Here is a 20,066-nt window from a genome sequence, read left to right as displayed (position 1 = left end):
TCGCCTTCGGGGGGCGGTCCCAAACCCTCGCGAGGTCAGTCGTGGAGACCGTCACACCAGCGAAACACCGCGCGTGCGGCGGGGCCGCTTCGACCTGCGCTGTCTCATGGCGTCTCATTATTTGAGCGGTTTTGTGTAATCCAGGTCACCCGGCGTGGAAAACCGGTCAACACGTCCGTTACAGTGACGGTGCGGGCCCCAAGTGGGCACGCGACAACTTCATATTGCTCATCCAGAGGGGTGGAGGGACCGGCCCTGCGAAGCCCCGGCAACCATCTCGACATGTGGAATCGCGATCACCGCGAACCCGTCGAGGCAGGTGCCAACTCCGGCCTGGGGTCAAGGTGGCCACCAGGGAAGATGAGGGGAGACGCCTCGCTATGGCGATTACCGCCACTGAACCCACCGCTGTCCGCGCCTTCGGTCCCGGAACCGCCCTCTCCTGTCGCGAGTGCGGCGAGCGCTACGAACTCTCACCGATCTTCGCCTGCCAGTTCTGTTTCGGCCCCCTTGAGGTCGCCTACGACTTCGGCGACGTGACCCGCGAGCAGATCGAGAGCGGCCCCAAGAACATCTGGCGCTACCGCTCCCTCCTGCCGGTCCCCACCAACGTGGCCGACCTGCCGAACATGAACCCGGGCCTGACCCCGCTGGTCAGGGCCGACCGCCTCGCCGCCGAACTCGGCCTGAGGTCCCTGCACGTCAAGGACGACTCGGCCAACCCCACGCACTCCTTCAAGGACCGCGTGGTCGCGATCGCCGTCGAGGCCGCCCGCACCTTCGGCTTCACCACCCTGTCCTGCTCCTCCACCGGCAACCTCGCCGGTGCCGTGGGCGCGGCCGCCGCGCGGGCCGGGTTCGACTCGTGCGTGTTCATCCCGGCCGGGTTGGAGGAGGGCAAGGTCGTCATGGCCGCCGTGTACGGCGGCAAGGTCGTCGCCATCGACGGCAACTACGACGACGTCAACCGCTTCTGCTCCGAGCTCATCGGGGACGAGGCCGGCGAGAGCTGGGGCTTCACCAACGTCAACCTGCGGCCCTACTACGCCGAGGGCTCCAAGACGCTGGCCTACGAGATCGCCGAGCAGCTCGGCTGGCGCCTGCCCGAGCAGATCGTCATCCCGATCGCCTCCGGCTCCCAGCTCACCAAGATCGACAAGGGCTTCCAGGAGCTCGTCAAGGTCGGCCTGGTCGAGGACCGCCCCTACAAGGTCTTCGGCGCGCAGGCCACCGGCTGCTCCCCGGTCGCCAAGGCCTGGGAGAACGGCCACGACGTGATCCAGCCGGTCAAGCCGGACACCATCGCCAAGTCCCTGGCGATCGGCAACCCGGCGGACGGCCCGTACGTGCTGGACATCGCCACCCGCACCGGCGGTTCCGTCGAGCACGTCGGGGACGACGAGATCGTCGACGCCATCAAGCTGCTGGCCCGCACCGAGGGCATCTTCGCCGAGACCGCGGGCGGGGTGACCACCGGCGTCCTGCGCAAGCTGGTCCGCGAGGGCAAGCTCGACCCCGAGGCCGAGACGGTCATCGTCAACACCGGTGACGGGCTCAAGACCCTCAACGCCGTCGACTCGGGCGTGACCGCCACGATCAAGCCGTCCCTGGCCGCCTTCAAGGCCGAGGGCCTGGCCTGATCCCGCCCGCGTCCTTCCCGCGGCCACCCGCCGCGGCCACATCCCAGGAGACACGAACACCATGAGCGCCAGCGTCCGCGTGCCCACCATCCTGCGCACCTACACCAACGACGCCTCCGAGGTCACCGCCGAGGGGGCCACCCTCGCCGAGGTCCTCGACGACCTCGAGGCCAACCACCCGGGTATCCGGGCTCGCATCCTCGATGAAAGCGGCAAGGTCCGCCGTTTCGTGAACGTCTACGTCGGCGACGAGGACGTCCGCTTCGAGAAGGGCCTGCAGACCGAGGTCAAGGACGGCCAGCAGGTCTCGATCATCCCCGCGGTGGCCGGGGGCTGCTGATCGGGCCGCTGATGTGAACCCTGCGGGGCGGGTGCCGTCGGTGCCCGCCCCTCGCGCTGTCCGCGGGCCTCGTAACCTGGGAGGGAGATTCTTCCGGGACGAGGGTGGCGATGTCGGCGACGCGGTTGTTGGTACTCGGGGTGGTGCGCGTCCACGGGCAGGCGCACGGGTACCGGGTAGGTCGTGAGCTCATGGACTGGGGCGCCGAGGAGTGGGCCAACGTGAAGTGGGGCTCGATCTACCACGCGCTGCGCAAGCTCTCCGAACAGGGGAAACTCCGTGAGTTCGTGGCCGAGGGGGAGGTCACCGAACGTACCTCCTACGAGATCACCGATGAGGGGGAGGCCGACTTCCTCCGTCTGTTGCGCGGCGCTCTGAGCCACGGCGGTGACGACCACGCGCTGTTGTGCGCGGGGGTCACCCTCATGCCCTGCCTGCCGCGCGCCGAGGTGATCGAACTCCTGAAGGAGCGGCTCGCCGTCCTGGAGAAGAGCGACACCGAGGTCGTGTCGGCGATCGACGCCACCGAAGCGGAGTGGGGCAAACCCGCCCACGTGCGCGAGCTCTTCCGGCTGTGGCACTACACGGTCGACGCCGGTGCTGACTGGACCCGGCAGCTGATCGCCTCCCTGGAGGCGGGGGAGTACGTCATGGCCGATGACAGCCCTCAAGCCTTCGGTCTGCCTCCGGTCTGACTCCCGGTCTGGCCCTCAGTCATGTATTAAAACTTGAATATCTCCGTGCGGTGGTGCACGCTGATCCCTGTATTCAAGTTTTAATACGGAGGGATCGATGATCCACACACGAGAGCTGACCCGGCACTTCCGGGTCGGCAAGGAGACCGTCGAGGCCGTGCGCGGTGTCGACATCGACGTGTCCGAGGGAGAACAGGTCGCGCTGCTCGGACCCAACGGCGCTGGAAAATCCACCACCCTGCGCATGCTCACCACCCTCCTCGATCCCACATCCGGGACGGCCGCCGTCGCCGGGCGCGACGTTCGCACCGAACCCGCCGAGGTACGGCGCCGGATCGGGTTCGTCGGGCAGGGACACGGAGCCGGGGAGGAACAGCGGGTCCGCGACGAGCTCTACACCCAGGGCCTCCTCTACGGGCTGGACAGGCGCACCGCGCGTCGCCGCGGTGACGACCTGCTGGAGATGCTCGACCTCGCGCCCGCCTCCGGACGCGAGGTCAGCACGCTCTCCGGGGGGCAGCAGCGCAGGCTCGACATCGCCATGGGACTGGTCCACCGACCCGGACTGCTCTTCCTCGACGAGCCCTCCGCGGGCCTGGACCCGCACAGCCGGGCCAACCTGTGGGAGCACGTCGCACGGCTGCGGGCGGAGTTCGGGACGACGGTCGTACTCACCACCCACTACCTGGACGAGGCCGACTCCGCCGCCGAGCGGGTCCTGGTCATCGACCACGGCCTGGTGATCGCCGACGGCACCCCCGACGAACTCAAGGGCCGGGTCTTCGGAGACCTGGTCAGCCTCACCTTCGCCGATCAGGTCCAGGCCAGGGGCGCCGCCGAGGTGGCCGAACGGCTCGCACCCGACGGCGGGGTCGAGGCCCTCGACGGCGGCGGGGCCCACCACGAGGTGCGTTTCCGGGTGCCGCGCGGCGACGCCGTCCTGCCGGAGCTGCTCCGCGCGCTCGACGCGGCCGACCTCGACCTGAGCGCCGTCCAGGTGCAGCGGCCCACCCTGGACGACGTGTTCCTGACTCTGACCGGCCGCAGCCTGCGCGAGGAGGACCAGTGACCGCCGTCGACCGCCGCGAAACCGACCCCGCCGCCTCCGTGCGGACCGCCGGAGGGCTCTCCGGGATGTTGCGCGACACCGGAACCGTGTTCGCCCGGCAGATGCGCCCGGTCCCGCACCGGCCGTTCATGATCGTCTTCGGAATGCTCCAGCCGCTGCTGTACCTGGTGCTGTTCGCGCCGCTGCTCACCGGGCTGGCCGGGGCCGAGGGCGAGAATCCGTGGCAGTGGTTCGTGCCCGGCCTGTTCGTGATGCTGTCCCTGTTCACCGCCGGGTTCGCCGGGTTCGGGCTGTTGCCGGAGATGGCCTCGGGGGCGTACGAGCGGATGCTGGCCACCCCCGCCAGCCGGGTGGCGCTGCTGCTCGGCTGGGTTCTGCGCGACCTGGTGATCGTTCTGGCGCAGATGCTGCTGATCCTCGTGCTGGTGCTGCCGTTCGGTTTCCGGACCACCGCGCCGGGGGCCCTCGCGGGGTTCGCGCTGCTGGCCGTGCTCGGGGTCGGGCTGGCCACGCTGTCGTACCTGGCCGCGATGATCGCCAAGCACACCTACGTGTTCGCGCCGATCATCCAGACCGTGATGATGCCGCTGATGCTGCTCTCGGGTGTGCTGCTGCCGATGGAGTTGGCCCCGGGCTGGCTGTACGCGCTGTCGCGGTTCAATCCGGTCGCGCACGTGGTGGACGCCGCGCGCGTGCTGTTCGGCGGCGGGGTCTGGGACGGGACGGTCCTGCTCGGCTGGGTGATGGCGGTCGGGATGACCCTCGTGGCCCTGGTGGTGGGCGCGCGTTCCATGCGGCGCCTGAACACCTGACGCTCCCGAGTGCCCGAAGGGGGTTCTGAGGAGCGTCCGGGCACGTCACCCCGGGGTTCGCCTACTGTTCGCCGAACGCTCAAAGCATGACTTGGCGGGATGTTCGCGCAGGTGGAAGGCGTTCCCCGGGGTGTGTAAATCGTGACCACATCGTTTGCACTCTCCATGGGCGAGTGCTAAAAAAGGGAGTGGTTAGCACTCACCTTTGCCGAGTGCTAACCGGATCGAGGCTGCGAGACCACGGGCCTCCGGCAGCAGGGTTGCCGGGGAGAACGCGGTCGTCCGTCGCGGGCGCACGCCTCGTCCCATCGCGTATCACCCCGGTCACGGGAGGACTAGAACTCAATGGCAGCAAAACTGATCGCGTTCGACGAGGAGGCCCGTCGCGGCCTCGAGCGTGGTATGAACCAGCTCGCTGACGCCGTCAAGGTCACGCTCGGCCCGAAGGGCCGCAACGTCGTCCTGGAGAAGAAGTGGGGCGCCCCCACGATCACCAACGACGGTGTCTCCATCGCCAAGGAGATCGAGCTCGAGGACCCGTGGGAGAAGATCGGGGCCGAGCTGGTCAAGGAGGTCGCCAAGAAGACGGACGACGTCGCCGGTGACGGTACGACCACCGCCACCGTCCTGGCCCAGGCCCTCGTACGCGAGGGGCTGCGCAACGTCGCCGCCGGCGCCAACCCGATCGGCCTCAAGCGCGGCATCGAGGCCGCTGTGGCCCGCATCAACGAGGAGCTCGGCAACCTCTCCAAGGACGTCGAGACCAAGGAGCAGATCGCCTCCACCGCCTCCATCTCCGCCGGTGACACCCAGATCGGTGAGACCATCGCCGAGGCGATGGACAAGGTCGGCAAGGAAGGCGTCATCACCGTCGAGGAGGGGCAGACCTTCGGGCTCGAGCTGGAGCTCGCCGAGGGCATGCGCTTCGACAAGGGCTACATCTCGCCCTACTTCGCCACCGACCTTGAGCGCATGGAGACGGTCCTCGAGGACCCCTACATCCTCATCGTCAACTCCAAGATCTCCAACAACAACGAGTTCCTGCCCGTTGTCGAGAAGGTCCTGCAGTCCGGCCGTCCGCTGATGGTCATCGCCGAGGACGTCGCCGACGGCGCCCTGCAGACCCTCGTGGTCAACAAGATCCGCGGCACCTTCAAGTCCGTCGCCGTCAAGGCTCCGGGCTTCGGTGACCGCCGCAAGGCCCAGCTCGGCGACATCGCCGTGCTGACCGGCGGCCAGGTCATCACCGAGGAGGTCGGCCTCAAGCTCGAGAACACCGAGCTCGAGCTGCTGGGCCGCGCCCGCAAGGTCGTCGTCACCAAGGACGAGACCACCATCGTCGACGGTGCCGGTGACGCCACCGCCATCGCCGGTCGCGTGAACGAGATCCGCAACGAGATCGAGCGCACCGACTCCGACTACGACCGCGAGAAGCTCCAGGAGCGCCTCGCGCGTCTGGCCGGCGGCGTGGCCGTCATCAAGGCCGGTGCCGCCACCGAGGTGGAGCTCAAGGAGCGCAAGCACCGCATCGAGGACGCCGTCCGCAACGCCAAGGCCGCGGTCGAGGAGGGCATCCTGCCCGGCGGTGGCGTCGCGCTGCTGCAGGCCAGCGTCCCCGCGTTCGCGAAGCTGGAGCTCGAGGGCGACGAGGCCATCGGTGCCGACATCGTTCGTCGCGCCATCGGCGAGCCGCTCAAGCAGATCGCTGCCAACGCCGGCCTCGAGGGCGGCGTCGTGGCGGACCGGGTCAAGAACCTGGAGCCCGGTTTCGGCCTCAACGCCGCCACCGGCGAGTACACCGACCTGTTCAAGGACGGCGTCATCGACCCGACCAAGGTCACCCGTTCCGCTCTGCTGAACGCGTCGTCCATCGCTGGTCTGTTCCTGACCACCGAGGCCGTCATCGCCGACAAGCCGGAGAAGGCGTCGGCCCCGGCCGGCGACCCGACCGGTGGCATGGGCGGCATGGACTTCTAGTCCAAGGCGTCTGAGGTCCGGATACGCGACCTCGCCCGCGACAGCCGGGCGGTCCCCTCGCGGGGCCGCCCGGTTTCGCTTGTGTCATGGAGGCCTTGTGCCGTGAAGGCACGGCCAGGAGTCAGAGCTCGGAAACGCCGCCCGGCCGGACCGCGTCGGCCAACGGATGCCAACCCCCGGCTCCCGGGAGCGTCTGCGCGGGTTCCGGCCCGTAGGAGCCGCGCGCATAGGGTTCGGGTTCGGTCGTCAGATCGATCACCGGGTCGACGATCCGCCAGGACTCCTCCACCACGTCGAAGCGCACGAACTGCCCCGGGGCGCCGGCCACAGCCCCGCGCAGCACGTGCTCGTAGGCCTCGTGTCCCTGGCCGAGCTGGTCTTCCACGTCCGCGCCGAGTACGAGCCGTGCCGCGGAGCCGCTCTCCGCCCCCGGCTCGTTCAGCTGCATCTCGAAGGCGAGCCCCACCGACGGCTCCAGCCGGAACCGGATGAGGTTGGCCGGGCCCGGGTACAGGTCGACCGCGGGGCGTTTGAGTTCGGCCACCACCTCCCACGACGTGAGCGGCATGTTCTTGCCCGAGCGCACGTAGAACGGCACTCCCGCCCAGCGAGGGTTGTTCACCCGCATACGAAGCGCGAAGAAGGTCTCCGTGGTGGAGCCGGGCCGGACCCCCTCCGTGTCGAGGTAGCCGTGGTAGCGGCCCCGCACGATGTCGGTCGGCTCGATGGTGCGCACGGCGCGCAGCAGGCGCAGCTTCTCGTCCTTGACCTCCGAGGGTTCGGTTGACACCGGGGCGTCCATGGTGAGCAGGGCGAACAGCTGGAGCAGGTGGTTCTGGAACACGTCCCGCACCGCCCCGGCGGCGTCGTAGAAGGAGCCCCGGTCGTCCACCCCGAAGTCCTCGGCCATGGTGATCTGCACGTTGTCCACGAACGCTCGGTTCCACACGGGCTCCACCAGGGTGTTGCCGAAACGCGTCACCGGCAGTCCGCGGACGGGCTCCTCGCCCAGGAAGTGGTCGACCAGGTAGAGGCTCTCCGTGGGGAAGCAGTCCAGGAGCTCCCGGTGGAGTTCGCGGGCCGAGGCGAGGTCATGGCCGAAGGGCTTCTCCAGGATCAGCCGCGAGTCCCGGTTGAGCCCGGCCTTGGTCAGGGCCTGGGCGACCGTGGTGAACAGGGCGGGCGGGACCGCCAGGTAGTGGGCGGTGAAGGAATCCGGGGGCAGCGTGTCGGCGATGGCGGCGTAGGTCTGGGGATCGTTGAGGTCGCCCGTCACCATGGTCATCCGCTCGGTCAGCCCGCGCAGAACCGACTCGTCGACCTCGGCCCCGTGCTCTGAGGAGGTCTGGGCCAGGTGTTCGGCGACCGCATCCCGGGTCCGCTGGCGCAGGGTTTCGGTGTCCCAGTCGGACCTGGCCACCCCCAGGATCAGGGTGCGCAGCTCGTCCTTTGCCGCCAGGTGGTAGAGCGCGGGCATGAGGTACTTCTTCGCGAGGTCGCCGGTGATCCCGAAGATCACCAGGGTGTCGGCATTGGGCCCTGTGGTCATGGTGTCCCCTCGTCGCTGGCCGCCGCGCGGACGTCCGGAGGTTCCGCGCACGTTGGCGGGCCTACCCGGCCCGGGCCGCTGCCGCGCCCAAGGGCGGACCAAGAAAGGGTGGCCGGGGGGGGGGGAAGGGCTCAGGGGCGGGGACGGAGGATGGGGTCAGCTGACGAGGTCGACCCACTCCCGGACGGCGGCCTTCACCTGCGGGGTGAGGTCGCTCTCGCCGAACCGGTGGGCGGGGACCCAGCGGAAGTCCGTGTGCTCCTCGGAGAGCACCACCGGCGTTCCGTCGTGGGGGACCGCGAAGGTGAACTGCCGCTTGCGGATCCCGCTACGGGACACGTAGTCGAACCAGGTCGCGAAGGGGTCCAGGGGAAGCGTCCCAGGTGCTCGGCCGATCTCCTCGCGCAGCTCCCGGGCGAGTCCTTCGAGCAGTCCCTCTCCGGGATCCACCCCTCCGGAGGGGAGGGACTCCGCACCGGGGAAGGAGGTGTCGTCGTCCCTGCGGCGCAGCAGCAGGATCTCTCCCCCGCCGTTCCGGTGGACGATCGCCCCCGCCGAGAAACGTTCGATCCCCTCGGCGCGGGCCAGAGCGATCAGTTCCTTTTCGTCCTTGGGTTCCGAGAAGCGCATGCGGCGACAGTACCGACCGGCGGGGCCTCCCAGGGCCGGTGGGGCGGGGCGCCCGGCCCCGGTGGAGAACCGGAACCGGGCACTGTTTTCCGGCCTCAGACCCGGATCAGGGTCAGGTAGGCGAATCCCATGATCTCCCTGGCGCCGTGCAGGCGGAAGCGCCGGTGCCCGTCCGCGCGGGCGCGGATCTCGTCAGCTCCGGGATCGTCCGGGTTTTCCAGGAGCCAGTCCTCCCAGCCCTTGGCGTTCCCGTTCTCCATGACGTCCCACTCGTCCACGGTCACCTCCTCCACCGCGTAGAGCCGGAAGCCGTGGGAGAGCGCGAAGTCCACGAGCTCGGGCAGCGAACGGTACTGGTCGCGGGGGACGACCTCCATCGCCGCCATCTCCGCGTCCGTGGGCGGCCGCTTCCAGAAGCACTCCCCGAACAGCGCCCGACCACCGGGCTTGGTCAGGTCCGCCAGGGCCTCCAGGGCGTTCGCGGTGTGCACCACGGGATCACCGCCCCACACATGAGCGGAACCCACGTTGAACACCACGTCCGCGGGTCGGCCCTTCCACGCTCCGGCGTCTCCGGCCACCAGTTCGACCCGGTCGGCCAGCCCGCGCTCCTTCGCGTTGTCCTGGCCGTGCCGGATGTTGGCCTCGTCGAGGTCGATCCCGAACCCGGTCGCGTCGGGTTCGGCGGCGAGCGTGCGCAGCAGCAGCTCGGCCCAGCCGCAGCCGACGTCCACGACGTGGCGGCCCTCCAACGGGCCGAGCGAGCGGATCAGCCGAACGGCCCGCTCATCGGAGAGCGGGCCGTTGAAGTCGAGGTCGCGGTACATGGGGGGAATCTCGGGTGTCGTCATCCGAGCAGGATGACCTCACCCAGCCCCGCCGGTCCACTGATTTTTCAGGAGGACAGAGTTATTCTGCGAAGCGTCGGATGGACGGGTGCGTGAGTCGCTAGGTTCCTGTCCGGAGGTGCGAGGGAGATGAGTCTGACGATGACGGAGACCGCTCCGGCGACGGGCAAGTCGCGATGGGACTACGTCCTGGGCACTTGGAAGAACCTGGACGTGCCCGACGGCTGGCGGGCTGAGATCGTCGATGACGACGGAGTCGTGCTCGTGGCGCCCCCATCTGACCCCCGCAACTTCATCGCGGTGCGCATTACCCGAGCGCTGAACAGGGTGCTGCCGGATGACTGGGATGTCTATCAGACACTGGGAATCCAGCTTCCGTCCATTGAGCGGCTGTACGTACCGGACCTGGTGGTCATGCCGGAGTCCGTGGTCCTCGATCCCGCTCGGACACCCTGTCCTGCGGACGAAGCCGAGCTCGCGGTGGAGATCGTGTCCAGGAGCAGTATGGACACCGACCGTAAGAAGAAGCTCTGGGGCTACGCGCACGGTCCGGTTCCCCTGTACCTCCTGGTCGACGCCTGGGACGAGAACGGTCCCTCCGTCACCCTGTACGAGCAGCCGGGCAACGGCCGCTACAACCAGGCCACCACGGTGGACTTCGGGGACAAGATCCGCCTGCCTGAGCCCTTCGACCTGGAGATCGACACCTCCCGGTTCCCCGGGCCGGACGAGTGGCGTTCCTGAGCGCCACCGGTCCGGCCCTGATGCGGGACTGCGGGATCAGTTGCCGCCGTGCCAGGTCTGCCAGAGGCGGGCGTAGGAACCTCCCCGGGTGAGGAGTTCCTCGTGGGTGCCCAGGTCGGTGATGCCGCCGCCGTCGACCACCGCGACGCGGTCGGCGTCGTGGGCGGTGTAGAGGCGGTGCGCGATCGCCACCACGGTGCGGTCTTCGAGGACACCGGCGAGTGAGCTCTCCAGGCTGCGGGCGGAACGGGGATCGATCATCGAGGTGGCTTCGTCCAGGACCAGGACCTGGGGGTTTGCCAACACGACCCGGGCCAGGGCCAGCTGTTGCACGCGGGCCGGGTCCAGCGGTTCCTGACCCGAACCGACCCTGGTGTCCAGGCCGTCCGGCAGGGAGCGCACCCAGGTGTCGGCGCCCACTGCTTCCAGGGCTCGCCACAGGCGTTCGCGGTCCGTGTCGCTCTCGTCCAGGGCCAGAGCCAGGTTCTCGGCGAGGGTGCCCCGGAAGACGTGGCTCTCCTGGCTGAGCAGGATCACCCGCTCCCGGCGTTCCTCGGGGGAGAGGGTGCGCAGGTCCACGCCGCCGATCCGGATGGTGCCCGCGCCGGGCGGGTACACCCCGGCCAGGAGCTTGCCGAGGGTGGACTTGCCCGCGCCGCTGGGACCCACCACCGCCAGCCGTTCGCCGGGCCGCAGGTCCAGGTCCACCCCGTGCAGTACCTCGGTGCCGGGGGTGTAGCCGAAGCGCACCCCGTGGATCTCCACGGTGCCCGGCTCACAGGGCTCGGGCTCGGCTCCGGGGCGGGTGCCCTCGTCGGTCAGTTGGATCCCCAGGAGCCGTCGCAGGGCGGTGAAGCCCACCATCACGTTGTCGACCTGGTCGATCATGTGGTCCAGCGGCTTGGACATCTGCACGGTCAGGAAGACCGCTGTGGCGATCTGCCCCAGGGACAGCTCGCCCTGGTGGTACAGGACCCCCGCGACCAGGAACGTCGTCGCCGAGGCGAACAGGTACGAGAACTCCAGCGGCGGATACCACACGCTCCGCAACCAGAGCGTGTACCGCTCAGCCAGGTAGGAGCGGTGCACGTCGGCGTCGGTGCGCAGGTCCTGCCACTCCTGGCGGCCCAATGCCTCCAGGGTGTGCGCACCCTCCACGGTGTCGGACACGCCCTGGGTGAGCTGCGAGTACGTGCCCATCTCGGCGAGGTATCCGTCGGGCGCGCGCCGCGCGTACCAGCGCGTGGTGAACCAGATGATCAGGGCCGACGGCGCCCACGCGAGCAGGAGCGCGGGGTGCAGGAAGGCCTGCGCCACCAGGATGACCAGCACGGTCGCCAGGCCGGTGGCGATCACCGGCAGGGACTGGCGCACCATCATGCTGAGCGAGTTGATGTCGCGCCCGGTCCGGGACACCAGGTCGCCGGTGCCCGCGCGCTCCACCGTGCCCAGGGGCAGCCGCAGGACGGAGCGCACGAACTCCTCGCGCAGCTCCGCCAGCAGCCCCTCTCCGAACCGGATCGACTGGGCCACCGCCCCCAGCAGGAGGGCGGCGTTGACGAGCAGAGCCGCCACGATGACCAGGGCCATGACGTCCACGCGCCCGGGTGACGCCCCCTCACGGACGGCGTCGACGATCATCCCGAGCATCCATGGGGCGACCAGCGCCGCGGCCGTGGCCAGCGCGAACAGCGCCACCACCCCGAACAGCAGCGGACCGTGGTCCCGGCTCGCGCGGCGCAGCCGTCGCCACACCACGGGGGCCGGGGCCACCGGGAGCGCGGTCGACTCGATCGGGGCGGTGGGCGGCCCGTCCGGCACGGGGGCGGGATCTCCGTCGGTCCCCGCCGAGGGGTGGCGTCTGGCGGTCTGGGTCATACCTTCTCCTCCTCCACCGACGTGCGCAGGACGGTGGCGGCGTAGGCGTCCGTGCGGAGCAGGTCCCGGTGGGAGCCCTCGGCCACCACCCGGCCCTGCACGACGAACTGGACGTGGTCGGTGCGGTCCAACAGCAGCGGGCTGGTGGTCACCACACCGGTGGCGCGGTCGGGGCGCGCTCCGGCGAGTCGCTCGGCGACGGCCGCCTCCGAGTGGGCGTCCACCGCGGAGGTGGGTTCCACGAGGATCAGCACATCGGGATCCCTGAGCAGGGCGCGGGCGAGACGGAGCCGCTGCTGTTGGCCGCCTGAGTACTCGCGGCCACGTTCGGTGAGTTCCGCATCGAGACCCTCGGGCGACTGAGCGAGCACGTCCTCGGCCGCGGCGGTGCGGACCATCGCGGTGAGATGTTCGTCGGTGGCGGAGCCGTCGGGGTCGAGCTCCTCGCGCAGCCGCCCCGAGAACAGGTGGGCGTCGTGGCCCGCGACCAGGATGCGGCGGCGGACCTCCGCGAGGGGCAGGTCGCGCAGGGCGACGCGTTGGGAGTCGGCACCGGTCAGCTCGGCGCCGCCGTCCCGGTACCGGCCCAACCGTTGGACGAGTGGGGTCACGTCGGCCTGGTCGGCGCAGACCACACCGGTGAACCTTCCGCGGGTGAGGCTGACCCCGCTGGTGGGATCGTGCAGGTTGTACGTGCCCGCCGGGGCCTGGGCCGGGACCCCGGGCTCGGGCAGGTCGTGCTCCAGAGCCAGCACCCGCACCACACGGGTGGCCGCGACCCGGGCGGTCACGAGGTCGGAGGCGAAGAGCATGAAGAAGCGCACCGCCGTGGCCAGGGAACCGGTGTAGCCGTAGAAGGCGACCAACTGGCCCACGGTGATCTCGCCGACCAGTGCCAGCCGGGCGCCGTACCAGACGATCCCCACCAGGAGCAGTCCAGGGTAGAGGGTGCGGACGGCCTCTAGGGCGGCGTCCATCCAGCCGACCCTGACTCCGGCGGCGCGTACGCGCTGGGACTCGGCCTGGTAGCGGCCGCCCACCGAACGCTCGCCGCCCACACCTCGCAGCACTCGTAGCCCGGCGACCAGGTCGGTGGCCCTGGTGGTGAGGTCGGCCTGCCGGTCCCGGTGCGTGTGTGTACGGCGGTTGAGCGGTCGTAGCAGCGGGACCATACCGACGACGATCAGGGGTACCGCCACCAGCACGATCAGCCCGAAGGTGAGGTGCGAGGTCAGCATGAGGAAGCCGACCGCCAGGACCGAGACCACCGAGGAGATCATCAGGTCGGAGCGTTCGTAGAAGGTGCCGACTCGGTCGATGTCGTCGGTGCCGACCGCCACGACCTCACCTGTGGGCAGGCGCCTGGTGAGGGTCGGTCCCAGCCGGGAGGAGCGCCGGGTGATCAGCTGGATCGTGCGGTAGGCGGCTGAGTACCAGTTGAAGGCGCTCGACCGCTCGTACAGGGGCACCATGGCCGCGGCCAGCAGGGCGCACAGCGTGATCAGCCCGGACCAGTACAGCAGGGTGCCGAGTCCGCCGCCGGCCAGCCCGGAGTCCAGCGCGGTGCCGAGTAGGTAGGACACCAGGATCGTGCACAGGAAGTAGACCGAGGTGATCAGCGACGCCCACAGCAGGGAGCGCCACTCCTGGCGGGCGAGCCAGAGTAGGTAGCGGTTGGCCGAACGGTGGTCGGGGGTGCCCGGAGGCTGGGGAAGTACACGCACAGTTCCGGGACTCTAACCAGGGAAACCGAAGGAGACCACTGCTTTTCCCAGGGCCTGCGTCCGGAAGGGCCGAGAAAAAGTGGCCTGACGACGCTGAAGGCGGTGTCCGGCGAAAGCCCGGGGAGGGTTCAGGGTGTTCCCCGATGCGGACGGGCGGCGTCTGGGAGAGGGTGCCGGCATGGATGGACCCTCCGATGACCCCCTTCGAGACGACCGACCCGACCGACCCGACGGCCCCGTTCGGCCCAACCTCTTCTTGAGGATCGCCGCCGTCATGGCGGGGGCCGTGCTGATCTGGTCCTCGCTGTCACTGCTCAACGACCTTTTGCCCGTGGAGCCCGGCGGCGGTGGCGACCTCACCCACTGGATGAACGCCCTGGTGGCCTTCGCCCTGGCGGTGCCGATGGTCTGGGCGGCTCGCCGGTACCTGGACCGGCGGCCGTGGAGCGGGCTTGGGCTGACCGGGCCCTGCGAGGCCTGCTGGCCGTTTCTTGTCGGTGCTCTCTCGTGGCTGCTGCCCGCCGCGCTGGGTCTGGGGATCGCTCTTGTCCTGGGCGCCTCGGTCACGCCGAGTGCCCCCGCGGCTCAGATCGTGCTCTCCCTGTTGGTACTGACACTCCTGGTACTGCTCTACGAGGCGGTTCCGGAGGAGCTGATCTTCCGGGGATACCTCTTCCGCAACCTCAGCACCGCGTTGTCCGCCTGGTTGGCCGTGGTGGCCCAGGCGGTGCTGTTCACCCTGTGGGGGACGGGTCTGTGGGTGTTCGGCAACGGGTGGGAGGTGCTGGCCGAGCGCCTGCCGCTGTTCTTCGGAATGGGACTGGTGCTCGGGGGTATCCGTCTGGTCACCGGGAACGTCTGGGCCTGCGTGGGATTCCACCTTGCATTCCAGGTCGCGGCGCAGGCACTGCTGACCTGGGTCCTGTTCGAGGTGGACGGCCTGGATACGGTCATGGGTACCGTCTTCCTGCTCCCGTTCGTGCTCGGACTGACCGTCACCATGATGTTCGTTCGCGACACCGGTATCTGGTCAGGAAGGGTTCCGGACCCGGTGGAGGGCTAGGGCAGCTCGCCCTGGTCGTGCAGGAGCTCGACCAGGTCCTGGATCGCCGGGGCGCACCGCTCGCGTTCGGCGTAGGAGATCCACGCGGTCTCCAGGATCTCGTTGTCCGGCACGATCTCCCCGTCGTGCTCGGCGCCGTAGCAGAGCAGCCGCACCCGGGTGCCCGGGGCCTGTCCGTGCGCTTCCTGGTCGATCACCGCGACCTGGTGGAAGGTCCCCGGGCGCAGCACCACGCTGACCTCTTCCAGGGTCTCGCGGGCCACCGCCTGTTCGTCGCTCTCGCCCGGCTCGCGCTTGCCGCCGGGGATGTACAACCGGTCCTTGCCCTCGGGGCGCACACACAACAGGCGGCCCTCGTGCACGTGGACCCAGGCGAGGGCCTCGATCACGGCGGGGGAGGAAGGGGAAGGCGCAGGCGAAGGGTTCGGTGACATGTGGCCACTTTAGGCCGCACCGCACCGACGCGAACCGCTGACCGTCAGTGATCCGAGCTACTAGCCTTCTGTCGACCGGTTGCGTACACGTACGGCCCAGCGCCCCCGGCCGGGCCACGGCGAGAGCGGACGAACATGACATCCTCCGGAACCGAACCGGGCCTGGGCCCCGACCCCTCTGCCGAGAGCACCGGCGCAGGGGTCCGGCCCCTTCTCGCGGAGAGCTCCAGCGGTGGCATCCCGCCGCAGACCGCCGAACAGCGTGAGGCCCGCGAACGCGCCTACAACCTCTACAGTGCCGCGATCGGCGCCTGCCTGGCCCGCCGGGACAAGGACCCGTCGCTGCTGGAGCGCGCCGCCCTCCTGCTGGTCGAGGAGGCGCGACTGCCCTACCTCACCCCCGACGACATCGCCCGGGCCAACGGCGCGCTGCCCGGGATCATCGACGAACTCCGTGCCGACCCGGTGCGTCCTCCCGCCGGGGCCGGCCCGCAGGACCTGGGGCGCGAGCTCTCCGAGGCCGACCTGAACTCGCTGTTCGGTCTGGCGCTGCGCGACCGGCTCACCGGCATCCCGCGCGAACAGCCCCGACTGCTGCTCTTCGGCGGCCAGCCCGGTTCCGGTAAGTCCACCCTCCAGCGGCTGGTCCTGCCGGTCCTGCCCGAGGGGACGGTCAGTTACGACGGCGACGACCTGCTGCGTCTGTCCCCCGACTACGAATGGTCCATGACCGCGGACGACCGGGCCGCCTCCACCGCGGTGTCCAAGCAGGTCGGCGGCTTGCACGGGCTGGCCATGGAGCACGTGCGGCAGGGTCGCTACGACGCGGTGTGCAGCCATCCGCTGGGCCGCGCGGACTGGGCGGCCTCCTGGGTCCTGGGCTTCAAGGAGGCCGGGTACCGGGTGGAGGTGGCCTTCGTGGCCACGCACACGTCGAACAGCCGTTTCTCGATCTTCGACCGCCACGAGCGCGCCACCCGCGACCAGGGGTTCGGCCGCTATCTGCCGGAGATCCACCACGACCGCTTCTACCTGGGCGTACCGAACACGGTCGAGTTCCTGGAGACCCACCACCTGGCGGACTCGGTGTACGTGCTCTCCCGGGAGGGCGAGGTTCTCTACGCCAACCACCAGCGGGACGGCGAGTGGCGGACCGAACCGTTCGGCCGGATCGCGCTGGAGGCCGAAAGGGGCCGACGCGAGCTCTGGCGCTCGGAGGACACTCCCTAGGATCGCTCCCCATGGATATCTTCGCCGCCAACCCCCTCCTGATCCGGCAGCCCAAGCGCTTCATGCGCGACGTCTCCGACTACGAGGTCTTCGATCCGCACGGCCGGCAGATCGCCTGGGCACGGGAGCAGGGCGCGGACGGGGGCATGCAGGTGCTGCGCCACCTGGCCAAGAGCACGGGTGGTTTCGAGCGCCGGGTGCACGTCACGGACCTGTACGGGCACCAGCGGCTCGCCGTCCAGAAGCACTGGTCCTGGATGACCGCGACCACCAGCGTGAACCTGCCCGACGGCCGGCCGGTGGGCACGATCGAGCAGGACCTGAAGTTCTTCGGTTCCAAGTTCACACTGCTGGACGCGTGGAAGCGGCAGGTCGGCACGATCGAGGGCGACTTCATCGGCCTGGACTTCCGGATCCGCGACCACAACGCGCACGAGGTCGCCCGGGTCGACCGTCAGCTGCCCGACCTGGGCGAGATGTTCACCTCGGCGGACAGCTACGCGCTGCACCACCGTTACCCGACCCTGCCCGAACCGCTGCGCACCCTGGTGGTGGCCTCCGCGATCGCGATCGACCTGGTGCTGCGCGAGGGCAGGTGAACGTGCCGTGGTCCGCGTCCTCGCGGACCGGGTCGGCGGCTGACCGGTGTGAGGCGGTATCGAGGAGAGTTCACGGACGATCGCTCATGGAACGGCGGCCCGTTGGGTAGGGCGGTCGTATGCTGCACAATGACATTCCCACGGCCGAGGAGATCGAGAAGATCGCCTCCGCCCGGCATCCGGCCAGTGTTTCCCTGTACTTTCCCACGGTCCCTCTGACGCAGGACTCGGAGGCTGTCCGGATCGAGTTCAGGAACGCCCTGTCCCAGGCGGTGGCCGAGCTCGAGGCGGCGGGCCAGGAGAAGGAAGACATCCAGTCCCTGAGGGAACTCGGCGAGGAGCTCGTCGACGACGAGGCGTTCTGGCCCTACCTCTCCAACAGCCTGGTGGTCTTCCTGACCCCCGAGGAGATCCGCACCTTCCGGTTGCCGAACCGTCTGACCGCCTCGGTGCAGGTGTCCGACCGCTTCTTCGTCAAACCGCTGTTGCGCTCCGTGACCTTCCCCCAGGCGGCCTTCGTGCTGGCCCTGGCCCAGAACTCGGTGCGCCTGGTCGAGGTGAGCCCCGACGCCGATCCCTTCGAGGTGAGTGTTTCCGACCTGCCGGAGGACGCCGCGAGCGCCGTCGGCCTGTCCTCGATCAGCGGCCGTTCGCCCTCGGGAAGGATTCAGGGGTCGGAAGGGCGCAAGGTGCGCCTGCACCAGTACGCGCGGGCGGTGGACCGCGCCGTGAGGCCCGTCCTGTCCGGCAGCGGTGTCCCGCTGATCCTGGCTGCGACGGAGCCGCTGGCCGGTATCTACCGTTCGGTGAACAGTTACGTCCACCTCGCGGCTCCCGGGATCGACGGCAACCCGGAGAACGTCTCCGACGCGGAACTGGCGGGGGAGGCCCGTACCGTCCTCGACGAGCTCTACCGGATCGAACTGGCCAGGCAGCGCGAACGTTTGGAGGAGCACGAGTCGCGCGGCCTCACCGCGACCGACCTGAGCGATGTGGCCAGGGCCGCCACCTTCGGCGCGATCGACACCCTGTTGGTCGACATCGACGAGGTCGTACCCGGTCTGGTCGACGAGGAGACGGGTGCCGTCTCCTTCCACGACCGCAGTGACGCCCAGGGTTACGGTGTCGTCGACGAGATCGCCCGCCGGGCGCTGCGGACGGGGGCCCGGGTGCTGGCGGTGCGTGCGCAGGAGATCCCGGGCGACACGGCGGCTGCGGCGATCCTGCGCTTCGCTGTGTGAGCCCATGAGCCCATGAGCCCATGAGCCCATGAGCCGGTGAGCCCGGGCGGGGGCCGGGCTGGGCTTTCTTCCGTCGTACGCGGTCTGCCCGCCCCTTCCCCGCGCTCCGGCGCGTGGGGAAGGGGCGGGTTCAGTGTCGTTCAAGCTCGGCCATGGCCGCGCGGTCCTCAGCGCCGAACTGCTCCTCCAGTTCCTCCGGTGAGGCGTCCAGGTCGATCTGGCGGAGCGGCACCCCGCGGGCGGACTCGATGGCGCCCAGCCGCCGGAGGGCGCGGTTGCTCGCGTAGTCCAGAAGCACCCCCGGCGGGAGTTCGTAGCGCTGCACGGCCGGGTCGTCCGAGGGGGTGTCGCTGCGCTCGACGGTGCCCATCACGTGGGGGAGCAGCTCGTTGAGGCGCTCGCTCACCACGTCCCAGTTGCGGTCGTCGGCGGCCACGTGGCGGCGGCAGGTGAAGGTGCCCCAGGCCATGTGGCGGCGCTCGTCGTCCCCGATCCGCCGGATGATCTGGCGCATGCCGGGGAAGATGTCGCGCACGGTGCACACGTGGTTCCAGGCGTAGTAGCCGGTCAGAGCCAGGGAACCCTCGATGATGTGGTTGTAGGTGACCGAGGCGCGCACCTGGTTGCGGGGGCTGGGGTCGTCCAGCAGGGCCTCCAGTGATGCGGGGAGCTCCTCGTAGAACAGGGCGCGGTAGGCGGGGTTGTTGGTCACGAACCCGTGGAGGTCGTCCCGGACGCCGATGGCGTCGAGCCACAGACGGAAGGCCTGGACGTGCTTGGCCTCCTCGAAGGCGAACTGGGTCAGGTACATCTCGTCGCCCAGACGGCCCTCGGCTGCCATGGCGCGCAGGAAGGGTTGGAGGTCCTCGGTGACCGCCTCCTCGCCCGCCACGAACAACGCGCACAGCCGCAGGATGCGGGTCTGTGCGGCCTCGTCGAGCCCCTTCCAGTCCTCGGCGTCCTGACTGAGGTCGATGTCGGCGGGGTTCCAGAACTTCGCGTTGCCCTTGACGAACAGCTTGAGCGGGAGCGAGTCCCAGTTCAGTCCGCCGCCTCGGAGTGAGTGGAAGCCGGTGCGGTACTCGGTGGCCGGGGCCTCGGTCATGGGGGTACCTCCGTAGGGTGGGCCGACCCCCATGATTGGACACAGGAGGGCTTCGTGTAAACCCCCGGAAGTGTCCTGGGTCACTGGAAATCAGAATTCGGCTCGGTCCGGCCCGGAAGCGGTAGTCCGTACGGGATCTGGTCGGAGCCGACGACGATCCGGCCCCGCCGAAACGGTACGGTCAGGGGAGTACGACCGCATGAACGATCCGATCGGGGGACGACGTGTTCTGTGGTGATCCCGGCAGTCCCGGTTACGCAGCTTGCGCCGCCCAGTCCCAGCTGTTCGCGCTGGCCTCGGTGATCCCCGCGCTGCTCGGCCTCGCCCTGATGGTGGCCGCCTTCGCCGCGCCCTCGGTCCGCGGGGACCGGGTGCTGCGCACCCGGACCCTCAGCTACTCCCTCATCGCCTGGGCCATCGCCGCCGGAACCTACTCGATCGGCGTCCTACCCTCGTTCTGAGCCGGGCTCGCCCCCGCGCCGAATCGC

The 20,066-nt window shown here is 69.6% G+C and carries 19 protein-coding genes and 1 riboswitch; of the genes, 12 read left to right on the top strand and 7 right to left on the bottom strand.

Annotated features, from left to right (window positions below; translation table 11 throughout):
- The first annotated feature begins 225 nt into the window (after positions 1-225).
- Positions 226-367: riboswitch (SAM riboswitch) on the top strand.
- Positions 368-380: 13 nt separating this feature from the next.
- The 6 genes from thrC (at position 381) to groL (ending at position 6,533) form a co-directional block, all read left to right on the top strand.
- A complete protein-coding gene (thrC, locus tag NE857_RS30740; RefSeq protein ID WP_254418764.1) occupies positions 381-1,640 on the top strand; it encodes a threonine synthase in 1,260 nt (419 codons plus the stop codon).
- A gap of 61 nt (positions 1,641-1,701) precedes the next feature.
- Positions 1,702-1,980 carry a ubiquitin-like small modifier protein 1 gene (locus NE857_RS30735; RefSeq protein WP_184366471.1) on the top strand — a complete coding sequence of 93 codons (279 nt, stop codon included), beginning with the start codon at positions 1,702-1,704 and terminating at the stop codon, positions 1,978-1,980.
- A gap of 110 nt (positions 1,981-2,090) precedes the next feature.
- Positions 2,091-2,675: a PadR family transcriptional regulator gene (locus tag NE857_RS30730; protein WP_184366470.1), complete on the top strand. Its 585-nt coding sequence runs from the start codon at positions 2,091-2,093 to the stop codon at positions 2,673-2,675.
- Positions 2,676-2,772: 97 nt separating this feature from the next.
- Positions 2,773-3,744, top strand: coding sequence for an ATP-binding cassette domain-containing protein (locus NE857_RS30725; RefSeq protein WP_254418763.1), 972 nt, complete (start codon positions 2,773-2,775; stop codon positions 3,742-3,744).
- Complete coding sequence (locus NE857_RS30720) at positions 3,741-4,556, top strand: ABC transporter permease (RefSeq protein WP_184366468.1); 816 nt, start codon at positions 3,741-3,743, stop codon at positions 4,554-4,556. Before NE857_RS30725 ends, NE857_RS30720 begins: the two co-directional genes overlap by 4 nt.
- 345 nt (positions 4,557-4,901) lie before the next feature.
- Positions 4,902-6,533, top strand: a complete 1,632-nt coding sequence (gene groL, locus NE857_RS30715) for a chaperonin GroEL (RefSeq protein WP_017582774.1) — start codon at positions 4,902-4,904, stop codon at positions 6,531-6,533.
- Between the two features lie 121 nt (positions 6,534-6,654).
- Here groL and zwf read toward each other — a convergent pair whose 3' ends face one another.
- The 3 genes from zwf to NE857_RS30700 all read right to left on the bottom strand — a co-directional run bounded on the left by zwf (position 6,655) and on the right by NE857_RS30700 (position 9,563).
- Positions 6,655-8,082, bottom strand: coding sequence for a glucose-6-phosphate dehydrogenase (zwf, locus tag NE857_RS30710; protein ID WP_254418762.1), 1,428 nt, complete (start codon positions 8,080-8,082; stop codon positions 6,655-6,657).
- A 156-nt stretch (positions 8,083-8,238) separates the two neighbouring features.
- Positions 8,239-8,712, bottom strand: a complete 474-nt coding sequence (locus NE857_RS30705) for an NUDIX hydrolase (RefSeq protein ID WP_254418761.1) — start codon at positions 8,710-8,712, stop codon at positions 8,239-8,241.
- Between the two features lie 95 nt (positions 8,713-8,807).
- Complete coding sequence (locus NE857_RS30700; protein ID WP_254418760.1) at positions 8,808-9,563, bottom strand: SAM-dependent methyltransferase; 756 nt, start codon at positions 9,561-9,563, stop codon at positions 8,808-8,810.
- 138 nt (positions 9,564-9,701) lie between these two features.
- Here NE857_RS30700 and NE857_RS30695 point away from each other — a divergent pair, with 138 nt between their 5' ends.
- Positions 9,702-10,304, top strand: coding sequence for a Uma2 family endonuclease (locus tag NE857_RS30695; RefSeq protein ID WP_254422156.1), 603 nt, complete (start codon positions 9,702-9,704; stop codon positions 10,302-10,304).
- Positions 10,305-10,340: 36 nt separating this feature from the next.
- Here the strand turns inward: NE857_RS30695 and NE857_RS30690 are convergent, their stop codons facing one another.
- Positions 10,341-12,182, bottom strand: coding sequence for an ABC transporter ATP-binding protein (locus tag NE857_RS30690; protein ID WP_254418759.1), 1,842 nt, complete (start codon positions 12,180-12,182; stop codon positions 10,341-10,343).
- Entirely contained in the window at positions 12,179-13,906 is a 1,728-nt protein-coding gene (locus NE857_RS30685; RefSeq protein ID WP_254418758.1) for an ABC transporter transmembrane domain-containing protein, read from the bottom strand. The genes NE857_RS30690 and NE857_RS30685 overlap by 4 nt, the downstream gene beginning before the upstream one ends.
- 178 nt (positions 13,907-14,084) lie before the next feature.
- Here NE857_RS30685 and NE857_RS30680 point away from each other — a divergent pair, with 178 nt between their 5' ends.
- Positions 14,085-14,969 (top strand): CPBP family intramembrane glutamic endopeptidase, encoded by an 885-nt coding sequence (locus tag NE857_RS30680; RefSeq protein WP_254418757.1) that lies wholly within the window; start codon positions 14,085-14,087, stop codon positions 14,967-14,969.
- On the opposite strand, the gene NE857_RS30675 is transcribed toward NE857_RS30680, so the two are convergent.
- The gene (locus NE857_RS30675; protein WP_254418756.1) at positions 14,966-15,403 is read right to left on the bottom strand and encodes an NUDIX hydrolase; all 438 of its coding nucleotides are present in this window, start codon (positions 15,401-15,403) and stop codon (positions 14,966-14,968) included. The two genes, NE857_RS30680 and NE857_RS30675, sit on opposite strands and share 4 nt — an antisense overlap.
- Positions 15,404-15,538: 135 nt before the next feature.
- Between NE857_RS30675 and NE857_RS30670 the strand changes: the two genes are divergently transcribed.
- The 3 genes from NE857_RS30670 (at position 15,539) to NE857_RS30660 (ending at position 18,473) form a co-directional block, all read left to right on the top strand.
- Entirely contained in the window at positions 15,539-16,633 is a 1,095-nt protein-coding gene (locus NE857_RS30670) for a zeta toxin family protein (RefSeq protein WP_254418755.1), read from the top strand.
- 11 nt (positions 16,634-16,644) lie between these two features.
- Positions 16,645-17,232 (top strand): LURP-one-related/scramblase family protein, encoded by a 588-nt coding sequence (locus NE857_RS30665; protein ID WP_254418754.1) that lies wholly within the window; start codon positions 16,645-16,647, stop codon positions 17,230-17,232.
- Between the two features lie 119 nt (positions 17,233-17,351).
- On the top strand, positions 17,352-18,473 hold the full coding sequence (locus NE857_RS30660) for a baeRF11 domain-containing protein (RefSeq protein ID WP_254418753.1): 1,122 nt from the start codon (positions 17,352-17,354) through the stop codon (positions 18,471-18,473).
- Between the two features lie 130 nt (positions 18,474-18,603).
- On the opposite strand, the gene NE857_RS30655 is transcribed toward NE857_RS30660, so the two are convergent.
- Positions 18,604-19,578 (bottom strand): R2-like ligand-binding oxidase, encoded by a 975-nt coding sequence (locus tag NE857_RS30655; protein WP_254418752.1) that lies wholly within the window; start codon positions 19,576-19,578, stop codon positions 18,604-18,606.
- A 224-nt stretch (positions 19,579-19,802) separates the two neighbouring features.
- Between NE857_RS30655 and NE857_RS30650 the strand changes: the two genes are divergently transcribed.
- A complete protein-coding gene (locus NE857_RS30650) occupies positions 19,803-20,039 on the top strand; it encodes a hypothetical protein (protein WP_254418751.1) in 237 nt (78 codons plus the stop codon).
- Positions 20,040-20,066: the final 27 nt, after the last annotated feature.

Source organism: Nocardiopsis exhalans, from assembly GCF_024134545.1.
Taxonomy (GTDB): Bacteria; Actinomycetota; Actinomycetes; order Streptosporangiales; family Streptosporangiaceae; genus Nocardiopsis; species Nocardiopsis exhalans.
The sequence above is the reverse complement of the archived record's forward strand: the minus strand, read 5'-3'. Positions and strand labels throughout refer to the sequence as shown.

What these genes read in the sequence shown, in the direction of transcription:
- NE857_RS30660 (WP_254418753.1), top strand. Translation starts at nt 17,352, where the DNA reads ATGCTGCACAATGACATTCCCACGGCCGAGGAGATCGAGAAGATCGCC.
- NE857_RS30655 (WP_254418752.1), bottom strand. Translation starts at nt 19,578, where the DNA reads ATGACCGAGGCCCCGGCCACCGAGTACCGCACCGGCTTCCACTCACTC.
- NE857_RS30725 (WP_254418763.1), top strand. Translation starts at nt 2,773, where the DNA reads ATGATCCACACACGAGAGCTGACCCGGCACTTCCGGGTCGGCAAGGAG.
- NE857_RS30675 (WP_254418756.1), bottom strand. Translation starts at nt 15,403, where the DNA reads ATGTCACCGAACCCTTCGCCTGCGCCTTCCCCTTCCTCCCCCGCCGTG.
- NE857_RS30700 (WP_254418760.1), bottom strand. Translation starts at nt 9,563, where the DNA reads ATGACGACACCCGAGATTCCCCCCATGTACCGCGACCTCGACTTCAAC.
- NE857_RS30670 (WP_254418755.1), top strand. Translation starts at nt 15,539, where the DNA reads ATGACATCCTCCGGAACCGAACCGGGCCTGGGCCCCGACCCCTCTGCC.
- NE857_RS30730 (WP_184366470.1), top strand. Translation starts at nt 2,091, where the DNA reads ATGTCGGCGACGCGGTTGTTGGTACTCGGGGTGGTGCGCGTCCACGGG.
- NE857_RS30680 (WP_254418757.1), top strand. Translation starts at nt 14,085, where the DNA reads ATGGATGGACCCTCCGATGACCCCCTTCGAGACGACCGACCCGACCGA.
- NE857_RS30665 (WP_254418754.1), top strand. Translation starts at nt 16,645, where the DNA reads ATGGATATCTTCGCCGCCAACCCCCTCCTGATCCGGCAGCCCAAGCGC.
- NE857_RS30735 (WP_184366471.1), top strand. Translation starts at nt 1,702, where the DNA reads ATGAGCGCCAGCGTCCGCGTGCCCACCATCCTGCGCACCTACACCAAC.
- zwf (WP_254418762.1), bottom strand. Translation starts at nt 8,082, where the DNA reads ATGACCACAGGGCCCAATGCCGACACCCTGGTGATCTTCGGGATCACC.
- NE857_RS30690 (WP_254418759.1), bottom strand. Translation starts at nt 12,182, where the DNA reads ATGACCCAGACCGCCAGACGCCACCCCTCGGCGGGGACCGACGGAGAT.
- NE857_RS30695 (WP_254422156.1), top strand. Translation starts at nt 9,702, where the DNA reads ATGACGGAGACCGCTCCGGCGACGGGCAAGTCGCGATGGGACTACGTC.
- thrC (WP_254418764.1), top strand. Translation starts at nt 381, where the DNA reads ATGGCGATTACCGCCACTGAACCCACCGCTGTCCGCGCCTTCGGTCCC.
- NE857_RS30705 (WP_254418761.1), bottom strand. Translation starts at nt 8,712, where the DNA reads ATGCGCTTCTCGGAACCCAAGGACGAAAAGGAACTGATCGCTCTGGCC.
- groL (WP_017582774.1), top strand. Translation starts at nt 4,902, where the DNA reads ATGGCAGCAAAACTGATCGCGTTCGACGAGGAGGCCCGTCGCGGCCTC.